Raw genomic sequence first — 25,528 nt, 5'->3', positions numbered from 1 at the left:
TTACTTACCTGCCTGCTGGTTGAGCACAGTCTTCACGCGAGCGATGTCACGCTTAACTTGCGAGAGCAGATGAGACTGCCCCAACTGGCCAGTTGCTTTCTGCATACGCAGATTGAACTGGTCGCGCAGCAAGCCGAGCAGTTGCTCGTTCAGCTGCTGTGCGGATTTTTCACGAAGTTCATTCGCTTTCATCACATCACCGTCCGTTTAACAAAGGCGGTGGCGAGCGGCAGCTTTGCAGCAGCCAGGGCAAAAGCCTCACGCGCCAGCTCTTCAGAAACACCCTCGATTTCATACAGGACTTTGCCTGGCTGAATCTGGGCAACCCAGTACTCCACACTACCCTTACCTTTACCCATCCGAACTTCGAGTGGCTTTTTGGAAATAGGCTTGTCCGGGAATACACGGATCCAGATCTTGCCGCCACGTTTAACGTGACGGGTCAGAGCACGACGCGCTGACTCGATCTGACGAGCGGTGAGACGACCACGAGCTACAGACTTCAGCGCGAACTCGCCGAAGCTGACTTTGCTACCGCGCTGAGCCAGACCACGGTTGTGGCCTGTCATCTGCTTGCGGAACTTCGTACGCTTTGGTTGCAACATTTGGCGTACCCCTTACTTAGCAGCTTTTTTACGAGGCGCTGGTGCTTGTGGTTTCAGTTCTTCTTGGCGACCACCAATTACTTCGCCTTTGAAGATCCAAACCTTTACACCGATCACACCGTAAGTGGTGTGAGCTTCGTAGTTGGCATAGTCGATGTCGGCACGCAGGGTGTGCAGTGGCACACGACCTTCGCGATACCATTCAGTACGTGCGATTTCAGCACCGCCGAGACGACCGCTCACTTGGATTTTGATGCCTTTGGCACCAATGCGCATGGCGTTCTGAACAGCGCGCTTCATAGCGCGACGGAACATTACGCGACGCTCCAGCTGCTGAGCTACGCTCTGCGCAACCAGCATACCGTCGAGCTCCGGCTTGCGGATCTCTTCGATATTGATGTGCACAGGCACACCCATTTGCTTGGTCAGGTCCTGACGCAGTTTCTCAACATCTTCACCTTTCTTCCCGATAACGATACCTGGACGAGCGGTGTGGATGGTGATACGTGCAGTCTGAGCCGGACGATGGATATCGATACGGCTTACGGACGCGCTTTTTAGTTTGTCTTGGAGATACTCACGCACCTTCAGATCAGCGAACAAATAGTCCGCATAAGTCCGACCGTCTGCGTACCAGACGGAGGTGTGCTCCTTGACGATTCCCAGGCGAATGCCAATGGGATGTACTTTCTGACCCATCTCTTCGACTCCGTTACTTGTCAGCAACCTTGACAGTGATATGGCAAGACCGCTTGACGATGCGATCAGCACGGCCTTTGGCACGTGGCATGATTCGCTTCAGCGAACGCCCTTCGTTGACGAAAACGGTGCTGACCTTCAGGTCATCAACGTCTGCGCCTTCGTTATGCTCGGCGTTGGCTACGGCCGACTCCAGCACTTTCTTCATGATCTCGGCGGCTTTCTTACTGCTGAAAGCCAACAGGTTGAGCGCTTCGCCCACCTTCTTCCCGCGGATCTGGTCGGCGACCAAGCGGGCTTTCTGGGCGGAGATTCGAGCGCCCGACAACTTAGCGGCTACTTCCATCGTTCCTTACCCCTTAACGCTTGGCTTTCTTGTCTGCCACGTGCCCACGATATGTGCGGGTACCGGCAAACTCGCCCAGTTTGTGGCCGACCATGTCTTCGTTCACGAGAACTGGAACATGTTGACGACCGTTATGCACTGCAATGGTCAGACCGACCATTTGTGGCAGGATCATCGAACGACGCGACCAGGTTTTAACTGGTTTGCGATCGTTCTTTTCCGCCGCCACTTCGATCTTCTTCAGTAGGTGAAGATCAATAAAAGGACCTTTTTTCAGAGAACGTGGCACTGTCGTATCCCTCTATTTACTTGCGACGACGGACGATCATTTTGTCGGTACGCTTATTACCACGAGTCTTCGCGCCCTTAGTCGGGAAGCCCCATGGCGATACCGGATGACGACCACCAGAGGTACGACCTTCACCACCACCATGTGGGTGGTCAACCGGGTTCATGGCAACACCACGAACGGTTGGGCGAACGCCACGCCAGCGTTTGGCACCAGCTTTACCCAGCGAACGCAGGCTGTGCTCGGAGTTCGAGACTTCACCCAGGGTCGCGCGGCATTCAGCCAGCACTTTACGCATCTCACCAGAACGCAGACGCAGGGTCACGTAGACACCTTCACGAGCGATCAGCTGAGCCGAAGCACCAGCGGAACGAGCGATTTGCGCGCCTTTACCTGGCTTCAATTCGATGCCGTGTACGGTGCTACCAACTGGAATGTTACGCAGTTGCAGAGCGTTGCCCGGCTTGATCGGCGCCAAAGCACCTGCGATCAGCTGGTCACCAGCACTCACGCCTTTAGGGGCGATGATGTAGCGACGCTCGCCATCTGCGTACAGCAGCAGAGCGATGTGAGCAGTACGGTTTGGATCGTATTCAATACGCTCGACAGTGGCAGAGATGCCATCTTTGTCGTTGCGACGGAAATCGACCAGACGATAATGCTGCTTATGGCCACCACCGATGTGACGAGTGGTAATACGACCATTGTTGTTACGACCACCAGTCTTCGATTTTTTCTCGAGCAGCGGTGCGTGAGGAGCGCCTTTATGCAGCTCCTGGTTGACCACCTTGACCACAAAACGGCGGCCAGGGGAAGTCGGTTTGCATTTAACGATTGCCATGATGCACCCCTTCCTTACTCAGCACTGCTGCTGAAATCGAGATCTTGGCCTGGCTGAAGGGAGATAACTGCCTTCTTCCAGTCATTACGCTTGCCCAGACCGCGAGCAGTGCGCTTGCTCTTACCCAGAACATTCAGGGTAGTAACACGCTCTACTTTCACGCTGAACAGGCTTTCGACGGCCTTCTTGATTTCCAGCTTGGTTGCGTCAGTCGCAACCTTGAAAACGAACTGGCCTTTCTTGTCAGCCAGAACCGTAGCCTTCTCGGAAACGTGCGGGCCAAGCAGAACTTTAAATACGCGTTCCTGGTTCATCCCAGCAGCTCCTCGAATTTCTTCACGGCCGACACGGTGATCAACACCTTGTCGTATGCGATCAGACTAACTGGATCGGAACCTTGCACGTCACGTACATCAACGTGTGGCAGGTTGCGAGCAGCCAGGTACAGGTTCTGATCAACCACTTCAGACACGATCAAGACGTCAGTCAGGCCCATGCCGGTCAGTTTGTTCAGCAGATCTTTGGTCTTCGGTGCATCAACAGCGAAGTCCTGAACCACAACCAGACGATCAGTACGCACCAGCTCAGCAAGGATGGAACGCATTGCTGCGCGATACATCTTCTTGTTCAGCTTCTGGGTGTGATCCTGAGGACGAGCTGCGAAAGTGGTACCGCCGCCACGCCAGATTGGGCTACGGATAGTACCGGCACGAGCACGGCCAGTACCTTTCTGACGCCATGGGCGCTTACCGCCACCACGAACGTCGGAACGGGTCTTTTGCTGCTTGCTACCTTGACGGCCGCCGGCCATGTAGGCCACGACTGCTTGGTGAACCAGCGTCTCGTTGAATTCGCCGCCAAATGTCAGTTCGGAAACTTCGATCGCTTGAGCGTCATTTACATTTAATTGCATGTCAGCTTCCCCTTAACCGCGAGCCTTGGCTGCTGGACGTACAACCAAGTTGCCGCCAGTAGCGCCAGGAACAGCACCCTTGACCAACAACAGATTGCGTTCAGCGTCCACGCGCACTACTTCGAGGGACTGCACGGTCACGCGCTCAGCGCCCATATGACCGGACATTTTTTTGCCCTTGAATACACGACCAGGAGTCTGGCACTGGCCGATAGAGCCTGGAACGCGGTGGGACACGGAGTTACCGTGGGTATTATCTTGCCCGCGGAAGTTCCAACGCTTGATCGTACCCTGGAAGCCTTTACCTTTGGACTGACCGGTTACATCAACCAGTTGACCAGCAGCGAAGATTTCAGCGTTGATCAGATCGCCGGCCTGGTACTCACCTTCTTCAAGGCGGAATTCCATTACGGTACGACCAGCGGCAACGTTCGCTTTAGCGAAGTGGCCAGCCTGAGCAGCTGTAACACGCGAAGCACGACGCTCGCCTACAGTGACTTGCACTGCACGATAGCCATCGCTCTCTTCAGTTTTGAACTGGGTGACGCGATTCGGCTCGATCTCAATGACCGTGACCGGAATGGAGACACCTTCTTCGGTGAAAATACGGGTCATACCGCATTTACGACCGACTACACCAATAGTCATGTTGTAAACCTCATGAGTGTACGGGGCTTTCACCCGCTATGGCCGCCCATTTCAGAGCGTTACACGACTAAGACCGAGTCTTAGCCGAGGCTGATCTGCACTTCCACACCGGCCGCAAGATCAAGCTTCATAAGTGCATCAACGGTTTTATCCGTTGGCTGGACGATGTCCAGAACGCGCTTATGAGTACGGATCTCGTACTGGTCACGCGCGTCTTTGTTGACGTGCGGGGAGACCAGAACGGTGAACCGCTCTTTACGGGTAGGCAGTGGAATTGGACCACGCACTTGAGCACCAGTACGTTTCGCGGTTTCCACGATTTCCTGGGTGGATTGGTCGATCAGGCGATGGTCAAAAGCCTTCAACCTGATACGGATTTGCTGATTTTGCATTGGATTTCAGACTCCGGCTGCTATTCCCACCGAGCGCAATACGCCCGTTAAAAGGAGGCGCAATTCTATAGACGCCCCATATAGGTGTCAACCCAATAAAAAAGCCCCCGCTAAGCGGGGGCTTTTTCAACTCATCGAAGCTTACTCAAAAAAGAGCTTACTCGATGATTTTGGCTACGACGCCAGCGCCGACGGTACGACCGCCTTCACGGATAGCGAAACGCAGACCGTCTTCCATTGCGATGGTCTTGATCAGGGTGACAACCATTTTGATGTTGTCGCCTGGCATTACCATTTCAACGCCTTCCGGCAGTTCGCAGTTACCAGTCACGTCAGTAGTACGGAAGTAGAACTGTGGACGGTAGCCTTTGAAGAACGGAGTGTGACGACCGCCTTCTTCTTTGCTCAGAACGTAGACTTCAGCTTCGAACTTGGTGTGCGGCTTAACCGAACCTGGCTTAACCAGAACCTGGCCACGCTCAACGTCGTCACGCTTGGTACCACGCAGCAAAACGCCGCAGTTCTCGCCAGCACGACCTTCGTCGAGCAGCTTACGGAACATTTCAACACCGGTGCAGGTGGTGACGGTAGTGTCACGCAGACCAACGATTTCCAGTGGATCCTGAACCTTGACGATACCGCGCTCGATACGGCCAGTTACAACAGTACCGCGACCGGAGATCGAGAATACGTCTTCGATTGGCATCAGGAACGGCTTGTCGATAACACGGACTGGATCTGGAATGTAGCTGTCCAGAGTCTCAACCAGTTTACGAACGGCAGTGGTGCCCATTTCGTTGTCGTCTTGGCCGTTCAGAGCCATCAGAGCCGAACCGATGATGATCGGAGTGTCGTCACCTGGGAAGTCGTAAGTGCTCAGCAGATCGCGCACTTCCATCTCAACCAGTTCCAGCAGCTCAGCGTCGTCAACCATGTCAGCCTTGTTCAGGAAGACAACGATGTACGGAACGCCAACCTGACGGGACAGCAGGATGTGCTCACGGGTTTGTGGCATCGGACCATCAGCGGCCGAGCAAACCAGGATAGCGCCGTCCATCTGAGCAGCACCGGTGATCATGTTCTTCACATAGTCAGCGTGACCTGGGCAGTCAACGTGAGCGTAGTGACGGATCAGCGAGTTGTATTCAACGTGCGCGGTGTTGATGGTGATACCACGAGCCTTTTCTTCCGGAGCGCTGTCGATTTTGTCGAAAGCAACAACGGCCGAACCGAAAACTTCGGAGCAGACGCGAGTCAGAGCAGCGGTCAGCGTGGTTTTACCGTGGTCGACGTGACCGATGGTGCCAACGTTGACGTGCGGGAGGGTACGGTCAAATTTTTCTTTAGCCACGACAATTAACTCCTAGCCTAAAGGGGCTGAATCAGCCTTGTTTTTTGGTAACAGTTTCGACGATATGCGACGGAGCTGTATTGTATTTTTTGAATTCCATAGAGTAGCTTGCGCGACCTTGGGACATGGAACGGACGTCGGTCGCATAACCGAACATCTCACCCAGCGGAACTTCGGCGCGAATCACTTTGCCGGAGACCGTGTCTTCCATACCCAGGATCATGCCGCGACGACGGTTAAGGTCGCCCATCACGTCACCCATATAGTCTTCAGGCGTAACAACCTCTACCGCCATGATCGGCTCAAGCAACTCACCACCGCCCTTCTGGGCCAGTTGCTTGGTTGCCATGGAAGCAGCCACTTTAAACGCCATCTCGTTGGAGTCGACGTCGTGGTAGGAACCATCAAACACGGTAGCCTTCAGGCCGATCAGCGGATAGCCGGCAACAACGCCGTTCTTCATCTGCTCTTCGATACCCTTCTGGATAGCCGGGATGTATTCCTTAGGAACCACACCACCCACTACTTCGTTCACGAATTGCAGACCTTCCTGACCTTCATCAGCCGGCGCAAAACGAATCCAGCAGTGACCAAACTGGCCACGACCGCCGGATTGACGAACGAACTTACCTTCGATTTCACAGTTCTTCGTGATGCGCTCACGATAGGAAACCTGAGGTTTACCGATGTTGGCTTCGACGTTGAACTCACGGCGCATCCGGTCAACCAGGATGTCCAGGTGCAACTCGCCCATGCCGGAGATGATCGTTTGACCAGTCTCTTCATCAGTCTTGACGCGGAAAGATGGATCTTCCTGAGCAAGTTTGCCCAGAGCGATACCCATTTTTTCCTGGTCGTCCTTGGTCTTAGGCTCTACAGCAACCGAAATAACCGGCTCCGGGAAGTCCATGCGAACCAGGATGATTGGCTTGTCAGCGTTGCACAAAGTTTCACCAGTGGTGACGTCCTTCATGCCGATCAAGGCCGCGATGTCACCAGCGCGTACTTCCTTGATTTCTTCACGGGCGTTTGCGTGCATTTGCACCATACGACCCACGCGCTCTTTCTTGCCCTTAACCGAGTTGATCACGCCGTCGCCGGAGGCCAACACGCCCGAGTAAACTCGAACGAAGGTCAAGGTACCCACGAATGGGTCGGTAGCGATCTTGAACGCCAGAGCCGAGAACGGCTCGCTGTCGTCTGCGTGACGCTCCATTTCCTTGGTCTCGTCATCCGGGTCAGTACCCTTGATGGCAGGAATGTCGGTAGGAGCAGGCAGGTAGTCGATAACGGCGTCGAGAACCAGGGGAACACCCTTGTTCTTGAAGGAAGAACCGCAAACAGCCAGAACGATCTCACCAGCGATAGTACGCTGACGCAGAGCGGCCTTGATTTCCGCGTTGGTGAGTTCTTCACCTTCGAGGTACTTGTTCATCAGCTCTTCGCTGGCTTCGGCCGCAGCCTCAACCATGTTGCCGCGCCACTCGTCAGCCAGTTCCTGCAGTTCAGCAGGGATAGGCTTACGAACTGGAACCATGCCTTTGTCAGAGTCATTCCAGTAAACAGCTTCCATGGCCATCAGATCGATCTGACCCTGGAAGTTGTCTTCGGAACCGATGGCCAACTGGATTGGCACCGGAGTGTGACCCAGACGCTGCTTGATCTGACCGATCACGCGCAGGAAGTTGGCACCAGCACGGTCCATCTTGTTTACGTAAACAAGACGTGGAACGCCGTACTTGTTGGCTTGACGCCATACGGTTTCCGACTGAGGCTCAACACCCGAGGTGCCGCAGAACACAACGACCGCGCCGTCGAGAACACGCAGGGAACGCTCAACTTCAATAGTGAAGTCAACGTGGCCCGGGGTGTCGATGACGTTGAAGCGGTATTGGTCCTTGTGCTGCTTCTCGGAACCCTGCCAGAAGGCGGTAATAGCAGCAGAAGTAATGGTAATACCACGCTCCTGCTCCTGCACCATCCAGTCTGTGGTCGCGGCGCCGTCATGCACCTCGCCCATTTTGTGACTTTTGCCAGTGTAAAAAAGGACGCGCTCGGTGGTGGTGGTTTTACCAGCATCCACGTGAGCAACGATACCAATGTTACGGTAGCGGTTAATCGGTGTAGTACGAGCCATAAAGCCCTCGCAAAATTAGTGACGCTAAAATTAGAAGCGGTAGTGCGAGAAAGCCTTGTTGGCTTCAGCCATACGGTGCACGTCTTCACGCTTCTTAACTGCAGCACCTTTGCCTTCGGCAGCGTCCAACAGTTCGCCAGCCAAACGCAGAGCCATAGACTTCTCGCCGCGCTTACGGGCGAAGTCTACCAACCAGCGCATTGCCAGAGCGTTACGACGGGACGGACGAACTTCGACCGGAACCTGGTAAGTAGCACCGCCTACACGGCGCGACTTTACTTCGACCAGCGGAGCGATGGCGTCGAGAGCTTTCTCGAAGATTTCCAGGGGATCGCTGTTCTTGCGTTCTTTAACCTTTTCCAGCGCGCCATAAACGATACGCTCGGCAACGGCTTTCTTGCCGCTTTCCATTACGTGGTTCATGAACTTGGCCAGGATCTGGCTGCCGTATTTTGGATCGTCAAGCACTTCGCGCTTGGCTGCTACGCGTCTTCTTGGCATGGATAAGCCCTCAAACGGTCTTCAGGTTCGCTCGGAATCGGTGCCCTTTCGGGACGCCTCCGACCTTACTCTTATCGACTCAGAAAAATAGAAAATCAGTTTTTACAAAAAGCCACTACTACTTAGGCTTCTTGGTACCGTACTTCGAACGACCCTGGTTACGACCTTTAACGCCGGAAGTATCCAAAGAACCGCGTACGGTGTGGTAACGAACACCTGGCAAGTCTTTTACACGACCGCCGCGGATCAGTACCACGCTGTGCTCTTGCAGGTTGTGGCCTTCACCGCCGATGTACGAGGAAACCTCGAAACCGTTGGTCAGACGCACACGGCATACTTTACGCAGTGCCGAGTTAGGTTTTTTCGGCGTGGTGGTATACACACGGGTGCATACGCCACGACGTTGCGGGCAGTTCTGCAGCGCAGGCACGTCGGATTTCTCGACGATACGCTTACGCGGCTGACGTACCAGCTGGTTGATAGTTGCCATCTACTAGCTCCACTGTTGTCTTGCGACGCTATTGTCTTGCAAGAAAAGCAAAATGGCAGGAACGAATTCCCGCCAAATTTAGGGGTACAAGAGTCTAAAGAGGATCTTGCCCCCAGTCAAGGCAAGGCCCCGACCTCCCCGCTCATCCAACCTCGACAAATTGTCTCGATTCGATGAACGGAACGGCCAGGGCCTTACGCTCATTTATCGCAGAACTCAGTTACCGCTTGAGTTCAGCGCTTCGGTCAGTGCAGCTTCCACTTCACTGGCGCTTACGCGCAACGGTTTGTCAGCATCACGGCGACGCTTGCGCTCGCTGTGGTAAGCCAGACCGGTACCCGCCGGGATCAAACGACCCACGACTACGTTTTCTTTCAGGCCGCGCAGGTAATCGCGCTTGCCGGTTACCGCCGCTTCGGTCAGTACGCGAGTGGTTTCCTGGAAGGAAGCCGCCGAGATGAACGATTCGGTGGACAACGACGCCTTGGTGATACCCAGCAGTACGCGAGTGAACTTGGAAACGAATTTCTCGTCGCCAGCCAGACGCTCGTTCTCTACCAGAACGTGAGTCAATTCCATCTGGTCGCCCTTGATGAAACTGGAATCGCCGGATTCAGCGATTTCAACTTTACGCAGCATCTGACGCAGGATGGTCTCGATGTGCTTATCGTTGATCTTCACGCCTTGCAGACGGTAAACGTCCTGGATCTCGTTCACGATGTACTTGGCCAGCGCACTCACACCCAGCAGACGCAGGATGTCGTGTGGATCGCTCGGGCCGTCGGAGATAACTTCGCCGCGGTTTACCTGTTCGCCTTCGAAGACGTTCAGGTGACGCCACTTCGGAATCAGCTCTTCGTACGGATCGCTACCGTCGTTCGGGGTGATAACCAGACGGCGCTTGCCTTTGGTCTCTTTACCGAACGCGATGGTGCCGCTGACTTCAGCCAGAATCGAGGCTTCTTTCGGACGACGGGCTTCGAACAAGTCGGCAACGCGCGGCAGACCACCGGTGATGTCACGGGTCTTCGAAGTCTCTTGCGGAATACGAGCGATAACATCACCGATCGCGATTTTCGCACCGTCCGCTACACCAACCAGGGCGTTAGCAGGCAGGAAGTACTGAGCAATTACGTCGGTACCCGGCAGCAAGAGATCCTTGCCGTTGTCATCAACCATCTTCACAGCAGGACGGATATCTTTACCGGCAGCTGGACGGTCTTTGGCGTCGAGTACTTCAATGTTGGTCATACCGGTCAATTCGTCAGTCTGACGCTTGATCGTGATGCCTTCTTCCATGCCCACGTAGGTCACGGTACCTTTCATTTCGGTAACGATTGGGTGAGTGTGCGGATCCCACTTGGCCACGATTGCGCCAGCGTCGACCTTGTCACCTTCTTTAACCGAAATCACAGCACCGTACGGCAGCTTGTAACGCTCGCGCTCACGACCGAAGTCATCAGCGATCGCCAGCTCACCGGAACGGGACACAGCAACCAGGCAACCATCCACTCGCTCAACGTGCTTCAGGTTATGCAGACGGACGGTACCGCCATTCTTCACCTGAACGCTGTCGGCTGCGGAGGTCCGGCTTGCCGCACCACCGATGTGGAACGTACGCATGGTCAGCTGGGTACCCGGCTCACCGATGGACTGGGCAGCGATAACGCCGACCGCTTCACCGATGTTCACCTGGTGACCACGAGCCAAGTCACGGCCGTAGCACTTGGCGCAAATGCCGTAGCGGGTTTCGCAGCTGATCGGCGAACGCACGATCACTTCGTCGATGCTGTTCAGCTCGATGAACTCGACCCACTTCTCGTCTACCAGAGTGCCGGCAGGAACGATGATTTCCTCGGTACCTGGCTTGAATACGTCACGGGCAATGACACGACCCAATACGCGCTCACCCAACGGCTCAACAACGTCACCGCCTTCAATGTGCGGAGTCATTACCAGGCCATGCTCGGTGCCGCAATCGATCTCGGTCACAACCAGATCCTGCGCCACGTCTACCAGACGACGAGTCAGGTAACCGGAGTTCGCAGTTTTCAACGCGGTATCCGCCAAACCTTTACGAGCACCGTGAGTGGAGATGAAGTACTGAAGTACGCTCAAACCTTCACGGAAGTTCGCAGTAATCGGCGTTTCGATGATGGAACCGTCCGGTTTGGCCATCAGGCCACGCATACCGGCGAGCTGACGGATCTGCGCAGCAGAACCCCGTGCGCCCGAGTCGGCCATCATGTACATCGAGTTGAAAGACTCTTGGTCGACTTCGACGCCATGACGGTCGATGACTTTCTCTTTCGAGAGGTTGGCCATCATCGCCTTGGAAACTTCGTCGTTCGCCTTGGACCAAAGGTCGATCACTTTGTTGTACTTCTCGCCCTGGGTTACCAGGCCGGAGGCGTACTGACTTTCGATCTCTTTCACTTCGTCGGTGGCTGCACCGATGATGCGGGCTTTTTCATCCGGGATAACGAAGTCGTTAACACCGATGGAAACGCCGGAGATGGTCGAATATGCAAAACCGGTGTACATCAACTGGTCAGCGAAGATCACGGTCTCTTTCAAACCAACCACGCGATAGCACTGGTTGATCAGCTTGGAGATCGCCTTTTTCTTCATCGGCTGGTTGACGACGTCGTACGACAGGCCAGGTGGAACAACCTGGAACAACAGCGCACGGCCGACAGTGGTGTCGACAATACGGGTGTTCTTGACGCTGCCACCATCACGATCGTTGACGGTTTCGTTGATCCGCACTTTGACCTTGGCGTGCAGTGCGGCTTCGCCGGCACGGAACACTCGGTCAACTTCCTGCAGATCCGCGAACACACGACCTTCGCCCTTGGCGTTGATCGCTTCACGAGTCATGTAGTACAGACCCAATACAACGTCCTGCGACGGAACGATGATTGGCTCACCGTTGGCTGGCGACAGAATGTTGTTGGTCGACATCATCAACGCACGCGCTTCCAACTGGGCTTCCAGTGTCAGCGGTACGTGCACGGCCATTTGGTCGCCGTCGAAGTCGGCGTTGTAAGCAGCACAGACCAGAGGGTGCAGCTGGATAGCCTTACCTTCGATCAGTACCGGTTCAAACGCCTGGATACCCAGACGGTGAAGGGTCGGTGCACGGTTGAGGAGAACCGGGTGTTCGCGAATCACTTCAGCGAGAACGTCCCAAACCTCTGGCAGCTCGCGCTCGACCATCTTCTTGGCAGCTTTGATGGTGGTAGCAAGACCACGCATTTCCAGCTTGCCGAAAATGAACGGCTTGAACAGCTCGAGAGCCATCTTCTTCGGCAGACCGCACTGGTGCAGACGCAGGGTCGGGCCAACGGTAATTACCGAACGACCGGAGTAGTCAACACGCTTACCGAGCAAGTTCTGACGGAAACGACCCTGCTTACCCTTGATCATGTCAGCCAGGGATTTCAGAGGACGCTTGTTGGAACCGGTGATAGCGCGACCACGACGACCGTTGTCGAGCAGTGCATCGACAGCTTCCTGCAACATACGCTTTTCGTTGCGCACGATGATGTCCGGAGCGGACAGATCGAGCAGACGCTTCAAGCGGTTGTTACGGTTGATCACTCGACGATACAGATCGTTGAGGTCGGAAGTCGCGAAGCGACCGCCGTCCAGCGGGACCAGTGGACGCAGATCTGGCGGCAGAACCGGCAGAACGGTCAGCACCATCCACTCTGGCAGGTTGCCGGAACCCTGGAAGGCTTCCATCAACTTCAGACGCTTGGACAGCTTCTTGATCTTGGTTTCGGAGTTGGTTTGCGGAATTTCTTCACGCAGGCGGCCAATCTCGTGTTCCAGGTCGATAGCGTGCAGCAGTTCGCGGACAGCTTCGGCACCCATGCGGGCATCGAAATCGTCGCCGAACTCTTCCAGCGCTTCGAAGTACTGCTCGTCGTTGAGCAGCTGACCCTTTTCAAGGGTGGTCATGCCTGGATCGATAACGACATAGCTCTCGAAGTAGAGAACGCGTTCGATATCACGCAGGGTCATGTCCATCAGCAAGCCGATACGGGACGGCAGCGATTTCAGGAACCAGATGTGGGCAACTGGCGAGGCCAGTTCGATGTGCGCCATGCGCTCACGACGAACTTTTGCCAGCGCGACTTCAACGCCGCACTTCTCGCAGATCACACCACGGTGCTTCAAGCGCTTGTACTTACCGCACAGGCACTCGTAATCCTTTACCGGGCCAAAGATCTTGGCGCAGAACAGGCCGTCACGCTCAGGTTTGAACGTACGGTAGTTGATGGTTTCCGGCTTTTTAACTTCACCGAACGACCACGAACGGATCATCTCAGGCGATGCCAATCCAATACGGATGGCGTCGAACTCTTCGACTTGACCCTGGTTTTTCAGCAAATTCAGTAGGTCTTTCAAGGCCTTTCCTCCTGGCGGAGCAGAGAGCGGGCAATCCTGCCCCGCTCTCGATTCGCGTCACGTGTTATTCGGTTTCCAGATCGATATCGATGCCGAGGGAACGAATTTCTTTGATCAACACGTTGAAAGACTCGGGCATGCCCGGCTCCATACGGTGATCGCCGTCCACGATGTTTTTGTACATCTTGGTCCGACCGTTCACATCGTCCGACTTCACTGTGAGCATTTCTTGCAGAGTGTAAGCAGCACCGTATGCTTCCAGTGCCCAGACCTCCATCTCCCCGAAACGCTGACCACCGAACTGTGCCTTACCACCCAGCGGCTGCTGGGTAACCAGGCTGTACGAACCGGTAGAACGAGCGTGCATCTTGTCGTCTACCAAGTGGTTCAGCTTCAGCATGTACATGTAGCCAACAGTAACCGGGCGCTCGAACTTGTTGCCGGTACGGCCGTCGGTCAGCTGCATCTGGCCGCTTTCTGGCAGGTCTGCCAGTTTCAGCATGGCCTTGATTTCGCTTTCCTTGGCGCCGTCGAACACTGGAGTGGCCATTGGTACGCCGCCACGCAGGTTCTTCGCCAGATCCAGGATTTCCTGGTCGGAGAAGCTATCCAGATCTTCGTTACGACCGCCGATCTGGTTGTAGATCTCGTCCAGGAAGGTGCGAAGTTCAGCAACTTTACGCTGCTCTTCGACCATCCGGTTGATCTTCTCGCCCAGACCTTTGGCCGCGAGGCCCAGGTGGGTTTCAAGGATCTGACCAACGTTCATACGCGAAGGTACGCCCAACGGGTTGAGGACGACGTCGACCGGGGTGCCATTGGCATCGTGCGGCATGTCTTCAACCGGCATGATCACGGAGACCACACCTTTGTTACCGTGACGACCGGCCATCTTGTCGCCCGGCTGGATGCGACGACGGATTGCCAGGTAAACCTTGACGATTTTCAGCACGCCTGGAGCCAGGTCATCGCCCTGCTGCAGTTTGCGCTTCTTGTCTTCGAACTTGTCGTCCAGCAGACGGCGGCGATCAACGATGTAGGCCTGAGCCTTCTCGAGTTGCTCGTTCAGAGCATCTTCGGCCATGCGCAGTTTGAACCACTGACCATGCTCAAGACCGTCGAGAACTTCGTCGGTGATTTCCTGACCTTTCTTCAGACCGGCGCCGCCTTCGGCTTTGTGGCCGACCAGAGCGGAACGCAGACGTTCGAAAGTGGCGCCTTCAACGATACGGAACTCTTCGTTCAGATCCTTGCGGATCTCGTCGAGTTGAGTCTTCTCGATCGACAGTGCACGAGCATCACGCTCAACGCCGTCACGGGTGAAGACCTGTACGTCGATGACAGTACCCTTGGTGCCGGTAGGCACACGCAGGGAAGTGTCTTTAACGTCGCTGGCTTTTTCACCGAAGATGGCACGCAGCAGTTTTTCTTCCGGAGTCAGTTGGGTCTCGCCTTTCGGAGTGACCTTACCAACCAGGATGTCGCCTGCGCCAACTTCAGCACCTACGTAAACGATACCGGCTTCGTCCAGCTTGTTCAGTGCAGCTTCACCCACGTTCGGGATGTCTGCAGTGATTTCCTCTGGCCCAAGCTTGGTGTCACGTGCCACACAGGTCAGTTCCTGAATGTGGATCGTGGTGAAACGGTCTTCCTGAACAACACGCTCGGACAGGCAGATGGAGTCTTCGAAGTTGAAGCCGTTCCATGCCATGAACGCGATGCGCATGTTCTGACCCAGAGCCAGCTCACCCATATCGGTGGACGGACCGTCGGCCATGATGTCGCTGCGCTGAACCCGATCACCCTTGCTCACCAGCGGACGCTGGTTGATGCAGGTGTTCTGGTTGGAGCGGGTGTACTTGGTCAGGTTGTAGATGTCGACACCAGCTTCACCGGTTTCAACTTCATCATCAGCAACACGAACCACAATACGGCTGGCGTCGACGGAGTCGATCACGCCACCACGACGAGCAACGACGCAAACGCCGGAGTCACGGGCTACGTTACGCTCCATGCCGGTACCGACCAGCGGCTTGTCAGCGCGCAGGGTTGGTACAGCTTGACGCTGCATGTTCGAACCCATCAACGCACGGTTGGCGTCGTCGTGCTCGAGGAACGGGATCAGCGACGCTGCAACCGAAACTACCTGCTTCGGCGATACGTCCATCAAGGTGACGTCTTCCGGCGCCTTGACGGTGAACTCGTTCAAGTGACGAACAGCTACCAGCTCGTCGATCAGGACTTTCTTGTCGTTCATCGTGGCCGAGGCCTGAGCGATCACGTGATCAGCTTCTTCGATGGCGGACAGGAACACGATCTCGTCGGTGACCAGAGCGTCTTTCACCACACGGTACGGGCTCTCGAGGAAGCCGTACTGGTTGGTGCGCGCATAGGCAGCCAAGGAGTTGATCAGACCGATGTTCGGACCTTCCGGCGTTTCAATCGGGCATACACGACCGTAGTGAGTCGGGTGTACGTCACGCACTTCAAAGCCAGCACGCTCACGAGTCAAACCGCCAGGGCCGAGTGCAGAGACACGACGCTTGTGGGTGATCTCGGACAGCGGGTTGTTCTGGTCCATGAACTGGGAGAGCTGGCTGGAACCGAAGAACTCTTTCACCGCCGCAGCCACTGGCTTGGCGTTGATCAGGTCTTGCGGCATCAGGCCTTCGCTTTCAGCCATCGACAGACGCTCTTTGACCGCACGCTCAACACGTACCAGGCCAACGCGGAACTGGTTCTCGGCCATTTCGCCTACGCAGCGAACACGACGGTTACCCAGGTGGTCGATGTCATCGACGATGCCTTTACCGTTACGGATGTCGACCAGAGTCTTCAGTACCGCGACGATGTCTTCTTTGCACAACACGCCCGAACCTTCGATCTCGGTACGACCGATACGACGGTTGAACTTCATCCGGCCGACCGCAGACAGGTCATAGCGCTCAGGGCTGAAGAACAGGTTGTTGAACAGAGTCTCGGCAGCGTCTTTGGTTGGCGGCTCGCCAGGACGCATCATGCGATAGATCTCGACCAGCGCTTCCAATTGGTTGCTGGTGGAGTCGATCTTCAGAGTGTCGGAGACGAACGGACCGCAGTCGATATCGTTGGTGTACAGAGTTTCGATGCGAACAACCTGAGCCTTGGCGATTTTTGCCAGGATTTCGGTGTTCAGCTCGGTGTTGCACTCTGCCAGGATTTCGCCGGTTGCCGGATGCACGATGACCTTGGCGGTAGTGCGACCCAGGACGTAGTCCAGAGGCACTTGCAGCTCTTTGATCCCTGCTTTTTCCAGCTGGTTGATGTGGCGAGCAGTGATACGACGACCTTGCTCGACAATAACTTTGCCTTTGTCATCCAGGATATCCAGGACAGCAATTTCACCACGCAGGCGCTGAGGCACCAGTTCCAGGCTGAGGTTTTCACCTTGCACGTGGAAGACGTTGGTGGTGTAGAACGCGTCCAGCACTTCTTCAGTGGTATAGCCCAGCGCGCGCAGCAGTACCGATGCAGGCAGCTTGCGACGACGGTCGATACGCACGAACACGCAGTCTTTCGGGTCGAACTCGAAGTCCAGCCACGAACCGCGGTAAGGAATGATGCGCGCGGAGTACAGCAGTTTGCCGGAGCTGTGCGTCTTGCCACGGTCGTGGTCGAAGAACACGCCCGGGGAACGGTGCAGCTGGGAAACGATTACACGCTCGGTACCGTTGATTACGAAGGTACCGTTTTCAGTCATCAGGGGGATTTCACCCATGTAGACTTCTTGCTCTTTGATGTCCTTGATCGCTTTGTTCGACGATTCTTTGTCGAAAATGATCAGGCGCACTTTTACCCGCAAAGGTACGGCGTAAGTTACACCGCGCAATACGCATTCTTTGACATCAAATGCCGGTTCGCCCAGGCGATAACCGACGTACTCCAGCGCAGCATTGCCGGAGTAGCTGATGATCGGGAAAACGGATTTGAAGGCCGCATGCAGGCCCACGTCGCGGAACTGATCTTTAGTCGCTCCCGCTTGCAAGAATTCACGATACGAATCCAGCTGGATGGCCAGGAGGTACGGCACATCCATGACGTCCGGCAACTTGCTAAAGTCCTTGCGGATACGTTTTTTCTCAGTATATGAGTAAGCCATCAGCGTTCCCCAGCTTGGTCACCTGCTTGTTTGGCCCCTCCCGACGGGAGCAGCCAGAAAATCGTGCAAACCCCATGGTTTGCGCCACCGCATCGGGTGGTTACAGCTCGTTACCAGCACCGACCCAGTCGGCTGCCAATAACGGAAAAAGGCCGGTGGCAAGAGCCACCAGCCATCAGCCTTTCGCTTAACGCTCGGGCTGGAGGTGCAAAGTCGATGCTTACTTCAGCTCGACTTTAGCGCCTGCTTCTTCCAGAGTAGCTTTGGCTTTGTCAGCTGCGTCTTTCGAAACAGCTTCCAGAACCATGGCAGGAGCGCCGTCAACTACAGCCTTGGCTTCTTTCAGGCCCAGACCGGTCAGTTCACGTACTGCCTTGATCACGTTAACTTTCTTCTCGCCAGCTTCGGTCAGCATGACGTTGAATTCAGTTTGTTCTTCAACAACGGCAGCAACAGCAGCTGGACCAGCGGAAGCAGCGGCAGCGGAAACGCCGAACTTCTCTTCCATGGCCTTGATCAGCTCAACGATTTCCAGAACGGATTTTTCGCCGATTGCTTCGATGATTTGGTCGTTAGTCAGAGACATGACTATAAATTCCTGTATTGGGGTGACAGCCTACGCGGCCATCGAAATAAACAATAAACGCTGAAAGGAGTCGCTCAGCCTTAGGCTGCGGCAGCTTCTTTCTGGTCGCGAAGGGCCGCCAGAGTACGAGCCAATTTGCTGGTTGCGCCTTGAATCACGCTCATCAGCTGAGAAATTGCTTCGTCACGGGTCGGCAGACTTGCCAGTACGTCGATCTGATTAGCTGCGAGGAACTTGCCCTCGAACGCAGCTGCCTTGATCTCGAACTTATCCTGACCTTTTGCGAATTCTTTGAAGATACGAGCAGCAGCGCCCGGATGTTCTTTCGAAAATGCAATCAAGGTCGGGCCGGTGAACACGTCGTTGAGCACGTCATATTGAGTGCCAGCAACGGCGCGCTTGAGCAGGGTGTTACGTACAACACGTACGTAAACGCCAGCTTCACGAGCCTCTTTACGGAGTCCGGTCATAGCGCCAACTGTCACGCCGCGGGCATCAGCCACAACAGCAGACAGGGCAACATTGGCAGCCTCGTTGACTTCAGCGACGATGGCCTTCTTGTCTTCGAGTTTAATTGCCACGGGTTTAACTCCTGCTTGTTACCGTTTCATCCAACCGAAGCCGGATGTCGTTTTGGTGTCTGATTCGGTAAGGAACCGGGAGCACCATCTGCGTAGGCTTGAGGTTTAAGACTTGCGTCGCCTACGGTCTTGGATAGCCCCCGCCAGGCAGGGACCCCAATCTTTCAATTGGCGCAATCGCTTGCGCCAACCTGTGTCTTACGCGTCGAGCGAGCCTTGGTCGATGACCAGACCTGGACCCATGGTGGTGCTCAGGGTAACGCGCTTGACGTAAATACCTTTCGAGGAAGCTGGCTTGATACGCTTCAGATCAGCGATCAGGGCTTCAACGTTTTCCTTCAGCTTGACGGCATCGAAGCCGACTTTGCCAACGGAGGTGTGGATGATGCCGTTTTTGTCGGTGCGATAACGAACCTGACCAGCCTTGGCGTTTTTAACCGCGGTAGCTACGTCTGGAGTTACAGTGCCGACTTTAGGGTTAGGCATCAGGCCGCGTGGGCCCAGGATCTGACCCAACTGACCAACAACGCGCATGGCATCCGGGGATGCGATAACTACGTCATAGTTCAGGTCGCCGCCTTTCATTTCCGCAGCCAGGTCGTCCATACCTACACGGTCAGCGCCGGCAGCCAGAGCAGCCTCGGCAGCTGGACCCTGGGTGAACACAGCAACGCGAACAGTCTTGCCAGTGCCGTGTGGCAGCACGGTAGCGCTACGAACGACCTGGTCGGATTTACGCGGGTCAACACCCAGGTTCACAGCAACGTCGAACGACTCGCTGAACTTGACAGTCGACAGCTCAGCCAGCAGAGCAGCAGCGTCTACAAAGTTGTAGGACTTGCCTGCTTCGATTTTGCCGGCGATAGCCTTTTGACGCTTGGTCAACTTAGCCATTACACACCCTCCACGTTAAGGCCCATGCTACGAGCAGAACCGGCGATAGTACGCACGGCTGCTTCCATATCAGCTGCAGTCAGATCCGCGTTTTTGGTTTTCGCGATTTCTTCCAGCTGAGCACGGGTCACGGTGCCAACCTTAACGGTGTTCGGACGAGCAGAACCGCTAGTCAGACCAGCAGCCTTCTTCAGCAGAACCGAAGCAGGTGTGGATTTGGTTTCGAAAGTGAAGCTACGGTCGCTGTAGACAGTGATGATCACTGGAGTCGGCAGACCTGGCTCAATACCCTGAGTACGGGCGTTGAAAGCCTTGCAGAATTCCATGATGTTCACGCCGTGCTGACCCAAAGCAGGACCAACAGGTGGGCTTGGGTTAGCCTGAGCGGCCTTCACTTGCAGCTTGATGTAAGCGGTAATCTTCTTGGCCATGAGGCACTCCAATTACGGGTTCGAACGCCTCGAAAGGCTCCCCGGTTACTTGCGCGTTTATCCCAGTGACGACAAAACCCCACAGCCTAGGGCTGCGGGGTTGGGATGCTTGCTCAACTAGACCTTTTCGACCTGGCTGAACTCTAGCTCTACCGGAGTAGAGCGACCGAAAATGAGCACTGCCACTTGGATCCGGCTCTTCTCGTAGTTAACTTCTTCAACCGTGCCAGTAAAATCAGCAAACGGCCCGTCATTGACACGTACCGACTCGCCTGGCTCGAACAACGTCTTCGGCTTCGGCTTGTCGCTACCATCAGCAACGCGACGCAGAATTGCTTCTGCCTCTTTATCAGTGATCGGTGCAGGCTTGTCAGCAGTACCGCCGATGAAACCCATCACCCGAGGAGTATCCTTGACCAAGTGCCAAGTACCCTCGTTCATGTCCATCTGGACCAGCACATAACCTGGGAAGAACTTGCGCTCGCTTTTGCGTTTCTGGCCATTACGCATTTCAACCACTTCTTCAGTGGGAACCAGAATTTCGCCAAAGCCATCTTCCATGCCAGCCAGCTTTACGCGCTCTACCAACGAGCGCATGACATGCTTCTCGTAACCGGAGTAAGCATGCACAACGTACCAACGCTTAGCCACGGGACACCCTTAGCCGACAATCAAGGAAACAAGCCAGCCGAGCAGGGAATCAAGCCCCCACAACAGCAACGCCATAACCAGAACAACAGCCACAACAATCAGCGTGGTCTGCGTGGTTTCTTGGCGAGTTGGCCATACGACTTTACGAATCTCGGTGCGAGCTTCCTTAACCAGTACAAAGAAAGACTTGCCCTTGACTGTCTGCAGGCCTACAAAGGCAGCTACAGCAGCAATGACAAGCAAAGCGAGTACGCGGTACAGGATCGGCGAAGCAGAGTAATACTGATTGCCAACAACGCCAACAACCACCAAAGCGACTACTACTAGCCACTTGAGCAGATCGAAGCGAGAGCCTTGAGCTTCAGCTTTAGGAGTCATCTATGAAGATCCTGTGAAAAGAAAGCCAGACACACCAAGTGAATCTGGCAGGTCAGGAGGGAATCGAACCCCCAACCTACGGTTTTGGAGACCGTCGCTCTGCCAATTGAGCTACTGACCTAAAACAAAATCAGGCCGACCATTATGCCGGCCCGAAAAAGACATTACAACAACTTACTCGATGACTTTTGCTACGACACCAGCGCCGACGGTACGACCGCCCTCACGGATAGCGAAACGCAGACCATCTTCCATCGCGATGGTTTTGATCAGGGTAACGGTCATTTGAACGTTGTCACCTGGCATCACCATTTCAACACCTTCTGGCAGCTCACAGTTACCAGTCACGTCAGTTGTACGGAAGTAGAACTGCGGACGGTAGCCCTTGAAGAATGGCGTATGACGACCACCCTCTTCCTTGCTCAGAACGTAAACCTCAGCAGTGAACTTGGTATGCGGCTTGACAGTGCCGGGCTTGACCAGAACCTGGCCACGCTCAACATCATCACGCTTGGTACCACGCAGCAGAACACCACAGTTCTCACCCGCACGACCTTCGTCGAGCAGCTTGCGGAACATTTCAACACCAGTGCAAGTAGTTTTGACAGTGTCACGAAGACCAACAATCTCAACTTCTTCCTGAATGCGGACAATGCCACGCTCAACACGACCAGTCACAACAGTACCGCGACCGGAGATCGAGAACACATCCTCGATCGGCATCAGGAACGGCTTATCGATAGCACGCTCAGGCTGCGGAATATAGCTATCCAGAGTCTCGACCAACTTCTTGACGGCGGTAGTACCCATCTCGTTGTCGTCTTGACCATTCAGCGCCATCAGCGCCGAACCAATGATGATCGGCGTGTCATCACCTGGGAAATCGTAAGTGCTCAGCAGATCGCGCACTTCCATCTCAACCAGCTCCAGCAGCTCAGCATCGTCAACCATGTCAGCCTTATTCAGGAAGACAACGATGTACGGAACGCCAACCTGACGGGACAACAGGATGTGCTCACGGGTTTGCGGCATCGGACCATCAGCGGCCGAGCAAACCAGAATCGCACCATCCATCTGCGCAGCACCGGTAATCATGTTTTTTACGTAGTCGGCGTGACCTGGACAGTCAACGTGCGCGTAGTGACGCACAGCCGAATCGTACTCAACGTGAGCAGTGTTAATGGTGATACCACGAGCTTTTTCTTCTGGGGCGCTATCGATCTTGTCGAAGTCAACCTTTGCCGAACCGAACACTTCGGAGCAGACGCGGGTCAAAGCGGCGGTCAGAGTTGTCTTGCCATGGTCTACGTGACCAATGGTTCCAACGTTGACGTGCGGCTTGTTACGCTCGAACTTTTCCTTAGCCATCGAAATCACCCCTAGCAGAAGAATTAAGCAAGTACTATCAGCCATTAAAACAAAGGCAGATATTTTCATATCTGCCTTGTTATATGGAGCTCTTGAGCGGATTTGAACCGCTGACCTCACCCTTACCAAGGGTGTGCTCTACCAACTGAGCTACAAGAGCGTAACACTTTGCAGGACCTGCAAACTTGGAGCGGGTAGCGGGAATCGAACCCGCATCATCAGCTTGGAAGGCTGAGGTTCTACCACTAAACTATACCCGCGGAGCTTGCAGCTCTCGCTAAAAATGGTGGAGGGGGAAGGATTCGAACCTTCGAAGTCGTAGACGTCAGATTTACAGTCTGATCCCTTTGGCCGCTCGGGAACCCCTCCTAAGCGAGCCGGCATTCTATATCATGCCAGCCTTCTGTCAAGCATTTTCTCATTAAAAACCTGAGGTTAGCTGCGTTGACCTCGCTTCACACTGCTGACCGTTAAAGGTCTTCACTGCGAAGCGGGCGCCATTCTATGCAAACTATTCGATGGGTGCAACCCCCTCGCACGGCATTATTTTATGTTTTAACTCATTGAATTCTTTAGAAAGGTTTTGCAACTGCGAGTCACTCAGCAAACGCCGGCTTTCCGGGGCTATGCGCACCCAGTAACCATCAGACTCGGCGGGGGCCCTCAGCAAGGACTCGAACTTGATTTCCATGCCACTCAATCGCCGCTCGACCGCCTGAGCCGCTTCCTGACGAGTAAAACCGCCAAGATAGAGGCATCCATCGTCTGCCTGGGCAGGCTTTCCTTTATCACGAGCCGCGTCAGTCGTTTCACTCAACAAGCGAATGTCCTGCTGCGAACCCCGATACAAACTCAAAGGGGTTACATCCTTTGCGCGCAGAGGAGCCTCTTGTTGGTGCCAGATGTAATAGAACACATTGAGAACAAGCAGCAGCAGAAACAACCAACGCATAAAAACCTCAGGACAAGGGACACGCCATCGCCAAACCTACAAATACCAGGTCTGGAACCACCCTGGCTTCGGGCACAATCTCGGAGACCAGATCAGCATCCCCGCCAGTCAGAAAGACTGCGAAATCATCTCCCCAATAGCTGCGCGCCAACTCTAGCTGAGTCAGGACAAACCCTCTCAACATTAGCAAACAACCACGCTCGACCGCTTCGACGGTTGTGCGCCCAGGAACAAGACTCTCCAAAGCGCGCTCGGCAGCAAGATCTCCATAGCGAATTCTACGGGTATGGGTACGCAGCTGGTTGCGCATCAAAGGCATCCCCGGACAGATAAATCCTCCGAGATGCTCACCATCCCCTGCAATAAAGTCAGCCGTAACCGCCGTACCAAAGTCGAGCACCAGACAAGCACCCGAAGCCAGATGAAATCCTCCGAGCATTGCAAGCCAGCGATCAAGCCCTAGCCGCTCGAACTCCTCATAGCCGTTTCGAACCCCGGACATCTCCCGAGCCGGTGTCGCGCACACTACGGAAACGCCAAAAGCCTCGGTCAGCAGAGAAATCAGCGCACTGGTCTCTTCGGCGGTTCTGACACTGACCAAGCGACAATGCATGAGAGCGAGCCCCTTGAGGCCTTTCAAGCTCTCCAGCAACGCGAGATCTGAATCAACGACCCCCTCGCCAATCACCCGCCTGACATCCTCGCCGAGCACACGCCACTTGATGAAACTGTTTCCACAATCGAGCTCAAGAATCATCACGTAACCTCAGACTGAGCTCGCCACCACTAAAGACCTTCTCCACACCATTCACCTTCAAGCGCAAGGCACCTTGGCCATCGATACCCAGCACCTCACCATCTATCTGACTAACACCGGCAATCAACGATACCGCCCGCCCCTGCCATAGATGATTTTGCTCCCACTCCGCCTGGATAGCAGGAAATCCGCCGGCCTGGTGGCGATTTAAATAGGTCTGGAGCATCAACCCTAACTCCGCAACCAGATGATTGCGATTAACAGCCTTACCCGACTCGAGGCGCATGGACGTCCACTGCTGATCAACCTCATCAGTCATCTGCATGTTCACATTTATTCCGACACCGATCACCACGTGACACACATCAGCAGGATCCCCCACTAATTCGAGCAGTATTCCTGCAATCTTTTGCTGACCCACCAGAACATCATTCGGCCACTTCAACCCCACACCTGAAATACCAAGCCCTCGCAAGGCTTGCATTACGGCAAGCCCGACAACAAGACTCAAGCCTTCCAGCTGCCGCATCCCACCATCAATGCGCAGTACCAGACTGTAATAGATGTTTTCCGCGAACGGGCTCACCCATTTGCGTCCACGCCGCCCACGACCAGCCGTCTGCCGCTCAGCGAGCACCAGAAATGGCGCAGGCTGGCCACGCTCGATAGCTCGCAAGGCTTCAGCGTTGGTAGAGTCAATTGAATCGAAGACTAGAATGGGCCACTCGCAAGAAGGCGCCCGCGCGCTTATTTCCGCAGGATCAAGCAGTGTCAACGGCGCAGCTAGTTGATAGCCGCGACCGCGCACTTTATGAATGGATAAACCGAGCTCAGCTTCCAAGTGCTGAAGCTGCTTCCATACAGCGCTACGACTGACGCCCAAGGCAGCACCCAGGGCTTGGCCCGAATGGAATCGACCATCCTTAAGAAGCTTTAACAACGTCAGCATGCAAGTCTCGCCTCACAATGAGGCCCGCATGATAGCCATGCCCCGGGCTGTTGCATAGAAACCCTAGAAGCGAGATTTTCCTGCGGACAAAACAAAACCCCTACCTGCATACGCAGATAGGGGTTTCGGAATTTAATCTTGACGATGACCTACTCTCACATGGGGAAACCCCACACTACCATCGGCGATGCATCGTTTCACTGCTGAGTTCGGGA

26 protein-coding genes and 4 tRNA genes are annotated in these 25,528 nt (G+C 54.9%); all 30 read right to left on the bottom strand.

Going from position 1 to position 25,528, the window contains the following annotated elements; translation table 11 throughout:
- Positions 1-192: a 50S ribosomal protein L29 gene (gene rpmC / locus KGB18_RS22050; protein ID WP_002555481.1), complete on the bottom strand. Its 192-nt coding sequence runs from the start codon at positions 190-192 to the stop codon at positions 1-3.
- Positions 192-605, bottom strand: coding sequence for a 50S ribosomal protein L16 (rplP, locus tag KGB18_RS22045; RefSeq protein WP_007896757.1), 414 nt, complete (start codon positions 603-605; stop codon positions 192-194). The genes rpmC and rplP overlap by 1 nt, the downstream gene beginning before the upstream one ends.
- A gap of 12 nt (positions 606-617) precedes the next feature.
- Positions 618-1,304, bottom strand: coding sequence for a 30S ribosomal protein S3 (gene rpsC / locus KGB18_RS22040; RefSeq protein ID WP_003176422.1), 687 nt, complete (start codon positions 1,302-1,304; stop codon positions 618-620).
- A 13-nt stretch (positions 1,305-1,317) separates the two neighbouring features.
- Entirely contained in the window at positions 1,318-1,650 is a 333-nt protein-coding gene (gene rplV, locus KGB18_RS22035) for a 50S ribosomal protein L22 (protein ID WP_003103908.1), read from the bottom strand.
- A gap of 13 nt (positions 1,651-1,663) precedes the next feature.
- Positions 1,664-1,939 carry a 30S ribosomal protein S19 gene (rpsS, locus tag KGB18_RS22030; protein ID WP_002555486.1) on the bottom strand — a complete coding sequence of 92 codons (276 nt, stop codon included), beginning with the start codon at positions 1,937-1,939 and terminating at the stop codon, positions 1,664-1,666.
- Positions 1,940-1,955: 16 nt separating this feature from the next.
- Complete coding sequence (gene rplB / locus KGB18_RS22025) at positions 1,956-2,780, bottom strand: 50S ribosomal protein L2 (protein ID WP_003176423.1); 825 nt, start codon at positions 2,778-2,780, stop codon at positions 1,956-1,958.
- 14 nt (positions 2,781-2,794) lie between these two features.
- The gene (gene rplW / locus KGB18_RS22020; protein WP_002555488.1) at positions 2,795-3,094 is read right to left on the bottom strand and encodes a 50S ribosomal protein L23; all 300 of its coding nucleotides are present in this window, start codon (positions 3,092-3,094) and stop codon (positions 2,795-2,797) included.
- Positions 3,091-3,693, bottom strand: a complete 603-nt coding sequence (gene rplD, locus KGB18_RS22015) for a 50S ribosomal protein L4 (protein ID WP_007896707.1) — start codon at positions 3,691-3,693, stop codon at positions 3,091-3,093. The genes rplW and rplD overlap by 4 nt, the downstream gene beginning before the upstream one ends.
- Before the next feature lie 12 nt (positions 3,694-3,705).
- Complete coding sequence (rplC, locus tag KGB18_RS22010) at positions 3,706-4,341, bottom strand: 50S ribosomal protein L3 (protein WP_123720594.1); 636 nt, start codon at positions 4,339-4,341, stop codon at positions 3,706-3,708.
- An 80-nt stretch (positions 4,342-4,421) separates the two neighbouring features.
- A complete protein-coding gene (gene rpsJ, locus KGB18_RS22005) occupies positions 4,422-4,733 on the bottom strand; it encodes a 30S ribosomal protein S10 (RefSeq protein ID WP_003186070.1) in 312 nt (103 codons plus the stop codon).
- Between the two features lie 157 nt (positions 4,734-4,890).
- Complete coding sequence (tuf, locus tag KGB18_RS22000) at positions 4,891-6,084, bottom strand: elongation factor Tu (protein WP_007896660.1); 1,194 nt, start codon at positions 6,082-6,084, stop codon at positions 4,891-4,893.
- 31 nt (positions 6,085-6,115) lie between these two features.
- On the bottom strand, positions 6,116-8,221 hold the full coding sequence (gene fusA, locus KGB18_RS21995; protein ID WP_038981309.1) for an elongation factor G: 2,106 nt from the start codon (positions 8,219-8,221) through the stop codon (positions 6,116-6,118).
- 30 nt (positions 8,222-8,251) lie between these two features.
- On the bottom strand, positions 8,252-8,722 hold the full coding sequence (gene rpsG, locus KGB18_RS21990; RefSeq protein WP_002555493.1) for a 30S ribosomal protein S7: 471 nt from the start codon (positions 8,720-8,722) through the stop codon (positions 8,252-8,254).
- A gap of 118 nt (positions 8,723-8,840) precedes the next feature.
- On the bottom strand, positions 8,841-9,212 hold the full coding sequence (rpsL, locus tag KGB18_RS21985) for a 30S ribosomal protein S12 (RefSeq protein ID WP_002555494.1): 372 nt from the start codon (positions 9,210-9,212) through the stop codon (positions 8,841-8,843).
- 216 nt (positions 9,213-9,428) lie between these two features.
- Complete coding sequence (gene rpoC, locus KGB18_RS21980) at positions 9,429-13,628, bottom strand: DNA-directed RNA polymerase subunit beta' (RefSeq protein ID WP_007896632.1); 4,200 nt, start codon at positions 13,626-13,628, stop codon at positions 9,429-9,431.
- A 64-nt stretch (positions 13,629-13,692) separates the two neighbouring features.
- Positions 13,693-17,766 carry a DNA-directed RNA polymerase subunit beta gene (gene rpoB, locus KGB18_RS21975; protein WP_007896631.1) on the bottom strand — a complete coding sequence of 1,358 codons (4,074 nt, stop codon included), beginning with the start codon at positions 17,764-17,766 and terminating at the stop codon, positions 13,693-13,695.
- 220 nt (positions 17,767-17,986) lie between these two features.
- Positions 17,987-18,352, bottom strand: coding sequence for a 50S ribosomal protein L7/L12 (gene rplL / locus KGB18_RS21970; RefSeq protein WP_008073881.1), 366 nt, complete (start codon positions 18,350-18,352; stop codon positions 17,987-17,989).
- Between the two features lie 80 nt (positions 18,353-18,432).
- Complete coding sequence (gene rplJ, locus KGB18_RS21965) at positions 18,433-18,933, bottom strand: 50S ribosomal protein L10 (protein WP_007896629.1); 501 nt, start codon at positions 18,931-18,933, stop codon at positions 18,433-18,435.
- Positions 18,934-19,131: 198 nt separating this feature from the next.
- Positions 19,132-19,827: a 50S ribosomal protein L1 gene (gene rplA, locus KGB18_RS21960; RefSeq protein WP_007896626.1), complete on the bottom strand. Its 696-nt coding sequence runs from the start codon at positions 19,825-19,827 to the stop codon at positions 19,132-19,134.
- Positions 19,827-20,258 carry a 50S ribosomal protein L11 gene (gene rplK, locus KGB18_RS21955; protein ID WP_008008888.1) on the bottom strand — a complete coding sequence of 144 codons (432 nt, stop codon included), beginning with the start codon at positions 20,256-20,258 and terminating at the stop codon, positions 19,827-19,829. The genes rplA and rplK overlap by 1 nt, the downstream gene beginning before the upstream one ends.
- A 117-nt stretch (positions 20,259-20,375) precedes the next feature.
- Positions 20,376-20,909 carry a transcription termination/antitermination protein NusG gene (nusG, locus tag KGB18_RS21950; protein WP_007896622.1) on the bottom strand — a complete coding sequence of 178 codons (534 nt, stop codon included), beginning with the start codon at positions 20,907-20,909 and terminating at the stop codon, positions 20,376-20,378.
- Between the two features lie 9 nt (positions 20,910-20,918).
- Positions 20,919-21,287: a preprotein translocase subunit SecE gene (secE, locus tag KGB18_RS21945; RefSeq protein ID WP_007896620.1), complete on the bottom strand. Its 369-nt coding sequence runs from the start codon at positions 21,285-21,287 to the stop codon at positions 20,919-20,921.
- Between the two features lie 45 nt (positions 21,288-21,332).
- A tRNA-Trp gene (locus KGB18_RS21940) sits at positions 21,333-21,408 on the bottom strand.
- A 53-nt stretch (positions 21,409-21,461) separates the two neighbouring features.
- A complete protein-coding gene (gene tuf, locus KGB18_RS21935; RefSeq protein WP_007896619.1) occupies positions 21,462-22,655 on the bottom strand; it encodes an elongation factor Tu in 1,194 nt (397 codons plus the stop codon).
- An 84-nt stretch (positions 22,656-22,739) separates the two neighbouring features.
- Positions 22,740-22,815 (bottom strand) — tRNA-Thr (locus KGB18_RS21930).
- A 26-nt stretch (positions 22,816-22,841) separates the two neighbouring features.
- A tRNA-Gly gene (locus KGB18_RS21925) sits at positions 22,842-22,915 on the bottom strand.
- Between the two features lie 24 nt (positions 22,916-22,939).
- Positions 22,940-23,024: transfer RNA gene (locus tag KGB18_RS21920), tRNA-Tyr, on the bottom strand.
- 142 nt (positions 23,025-23,166) lie between these two features.
- Complete coding sequence (locus tag KGB18_RS21915) at positions 23,167-23,607, bottom strand: hypothetical protein (protein WP_123720595.1); 441 nt, start codon at positions 23,605-23,607, stop codon at positions 23,167-23,169.
- A gap of 7 nt (positions 23,608-23,614) precedes the next feature.
- A complete protein-coding gene (locus tag KGB18_RS21910; RefSeq protein WP_052967039.1) occupies positions 23,615-24,364 on the bottom strand; it encodes a pantothenate kinase in 750 nt (249 codons plus the stop codon).
- Positions 24,354-25,313 carry a bifunctional biotin--[acetyl-CoA-carboxylase] ligase/biotin operon repressor BirA gene (gene birA / locus KGB18_RS21905; RefSeq protein ID WP_123720596.1) on the bottom strand — a complete coding sequence of 320 codons (960 nt, stop codon included), beginning with the start codon at positions 25,311-25,313 and terminating at the stop codon, positions 24,354-24,356. Before birA ends, KGB18_RS21910 begins: the two co-directional genes overlap by 11 nt.
- Between the last annotated feature and the right edge of the window lie 215 nt (positions 25,314-25,528).

The organism is Pseudomonas sp. BF-R-26 (assembly GCF_019947395.1).
Lineage (GTDB): Bacteria > Pseudomonadota > Gammaproteobacteria > Pseudomonadales > Pseudomonadaceae > Aquipseudomonas > Aquipseudomonas farris.
The sequence above is the reverse complement of the archived record's forward strand: the minus strand, read 5'-3'. Positions and strand labels throughout refer to the sequence as shown.

Coding starts and splice junctions, on each gene's coding strand:
- rplL (WP_008073881.1), bottom strand. CDS start 18,352: ATGTCTCTGACTAACGACCAAATCATCGAAGCAATCGGCGAAAAATCC.
- fusA (WP_038981309.1), bottom strand. CDS start 8,221: ATGGCTCGTACTACACCGATTAACCGCTACCGTAACATTGGTATCGTT.
- rpsG (WP_002555493.1), bottom strand. CDS start 8,722: ATGCCAAGAAGACGCGTAGCAGCCAAGCGCGAAGTGCTTGACGATCCA.
- rpmC (WP_002555481.1), bottom strand. CDS start 192: ATGAAAGCGAATGAACTTCGTGAAAAATCCGCACAGCAGCTGAACGAG.
- secE (WP_007896620.1), bottom strand. CDS start 21,287: ATGACTCCTAAAGCTGAAGCTCAAGGCTCTCGCTTCGATCTGCTCAAG.
- rplK (WP_008008888.1), bottom strand. CDS start 20,258: ATGGCCAAGAAGATTACCGCTTACATCAAGCTGCAAGTGAAGGCCGCT.
- rplP (WP_007896757.1), bottom strand. CDS start 605: ATGTTGCAACCAAAGCGTACGAAGTTCCGCAAGCAGATGACAGGCCAC.
- birA (WP_123720596.1), bottom strand. CDS start 25,313: ATGCTGACGTTGTTAAAGCTTCTTAAGGATGGTCGATTCCATTCGGGC.
- tuf (WP_007896619.1), bottom strand. CDS start 22,655: ATGGCTAAGGAAAAGTTCGAGCGTAACAAGCCGCACGTCAACGTTGGA.
- rpsC (WP_003176422.1), bottom strand. CDS start 1,304: ATGGGTCAGAAAGTACATCCCATTGGCATTCGCCTGGGAATCGTCAAG.
- KGB18_RS21915 (WP_123720595.1), bottom strand. CDS start 23,607: ATGCGTTGGTTGTTTCTGCTGCTGCTTGTTCTCAATGTGTTCTATTAC.
- rplD (WP_007896707.1), bottom strand. CDS start 3,693: ATGCAATTAAATGTAAATGACGCTCAAGCGATCGAAGTTTCCGAACTG.
- KGB18_RS21910 (WP_052967039.1), bottom strand. CDS start 24,364: ATGATTCTTGAGCTCGATTGTGGAAACAGTTTCATCAAGTGGCGTGTG.
- rplW (WP_002555488.1), bottom strand. CDS start 3,094: ATGAACCAGGAACGCGTATTTAAAGTTCTGCTTGGCCCGCACGTTTCC.
- rplV (WP_003103908.1), bottom strand. CDS start 1,650: ATGGAAGTAGCCGCTAAGTTGTCGGGCGCTCGAATCTCCGCCCAGAAA.
- rplC (WP_123720594.1), bottom strand. CDS start 4,341: ATGACTATTGGTGTAGTCGGTCGTAAATGCGGTATGACCCGTATTTTC.
- rpoB (WP_007896631.1), bottom strand. CDS start 17,766: ATGGCTTACTCATATACTGAGAAAAAACGTATCCGCAAGGACTTTAGC.
- rplA (WP_007896626.1), bottom strand. CDS start 19,827: ATGGCTAAGTTGACCAAGCGTCAAAAGGCTATCGCCGGCAAAATCGAA.
- rplB (WP_003176423.1), bottom strand. CDS start 2,780: ATGGCAATCGTTAAATGCAAACCGACTTCCCCTGGCCGCCGTTTTGTG.
- rpsL (WP_002555494.1), bottom strand. CDS start 9,212: ATGGCAACTATCAACCAGCTGGTACGTCAGCCGCGTAAGCGTATCGTC.
- rpsJ (WP_003186070.1), bottom strand. CDS start 4,733: ATGCAAAATCAGCAAATCCGTATCAGGTTGAAGGCTTTTGACCATCGC.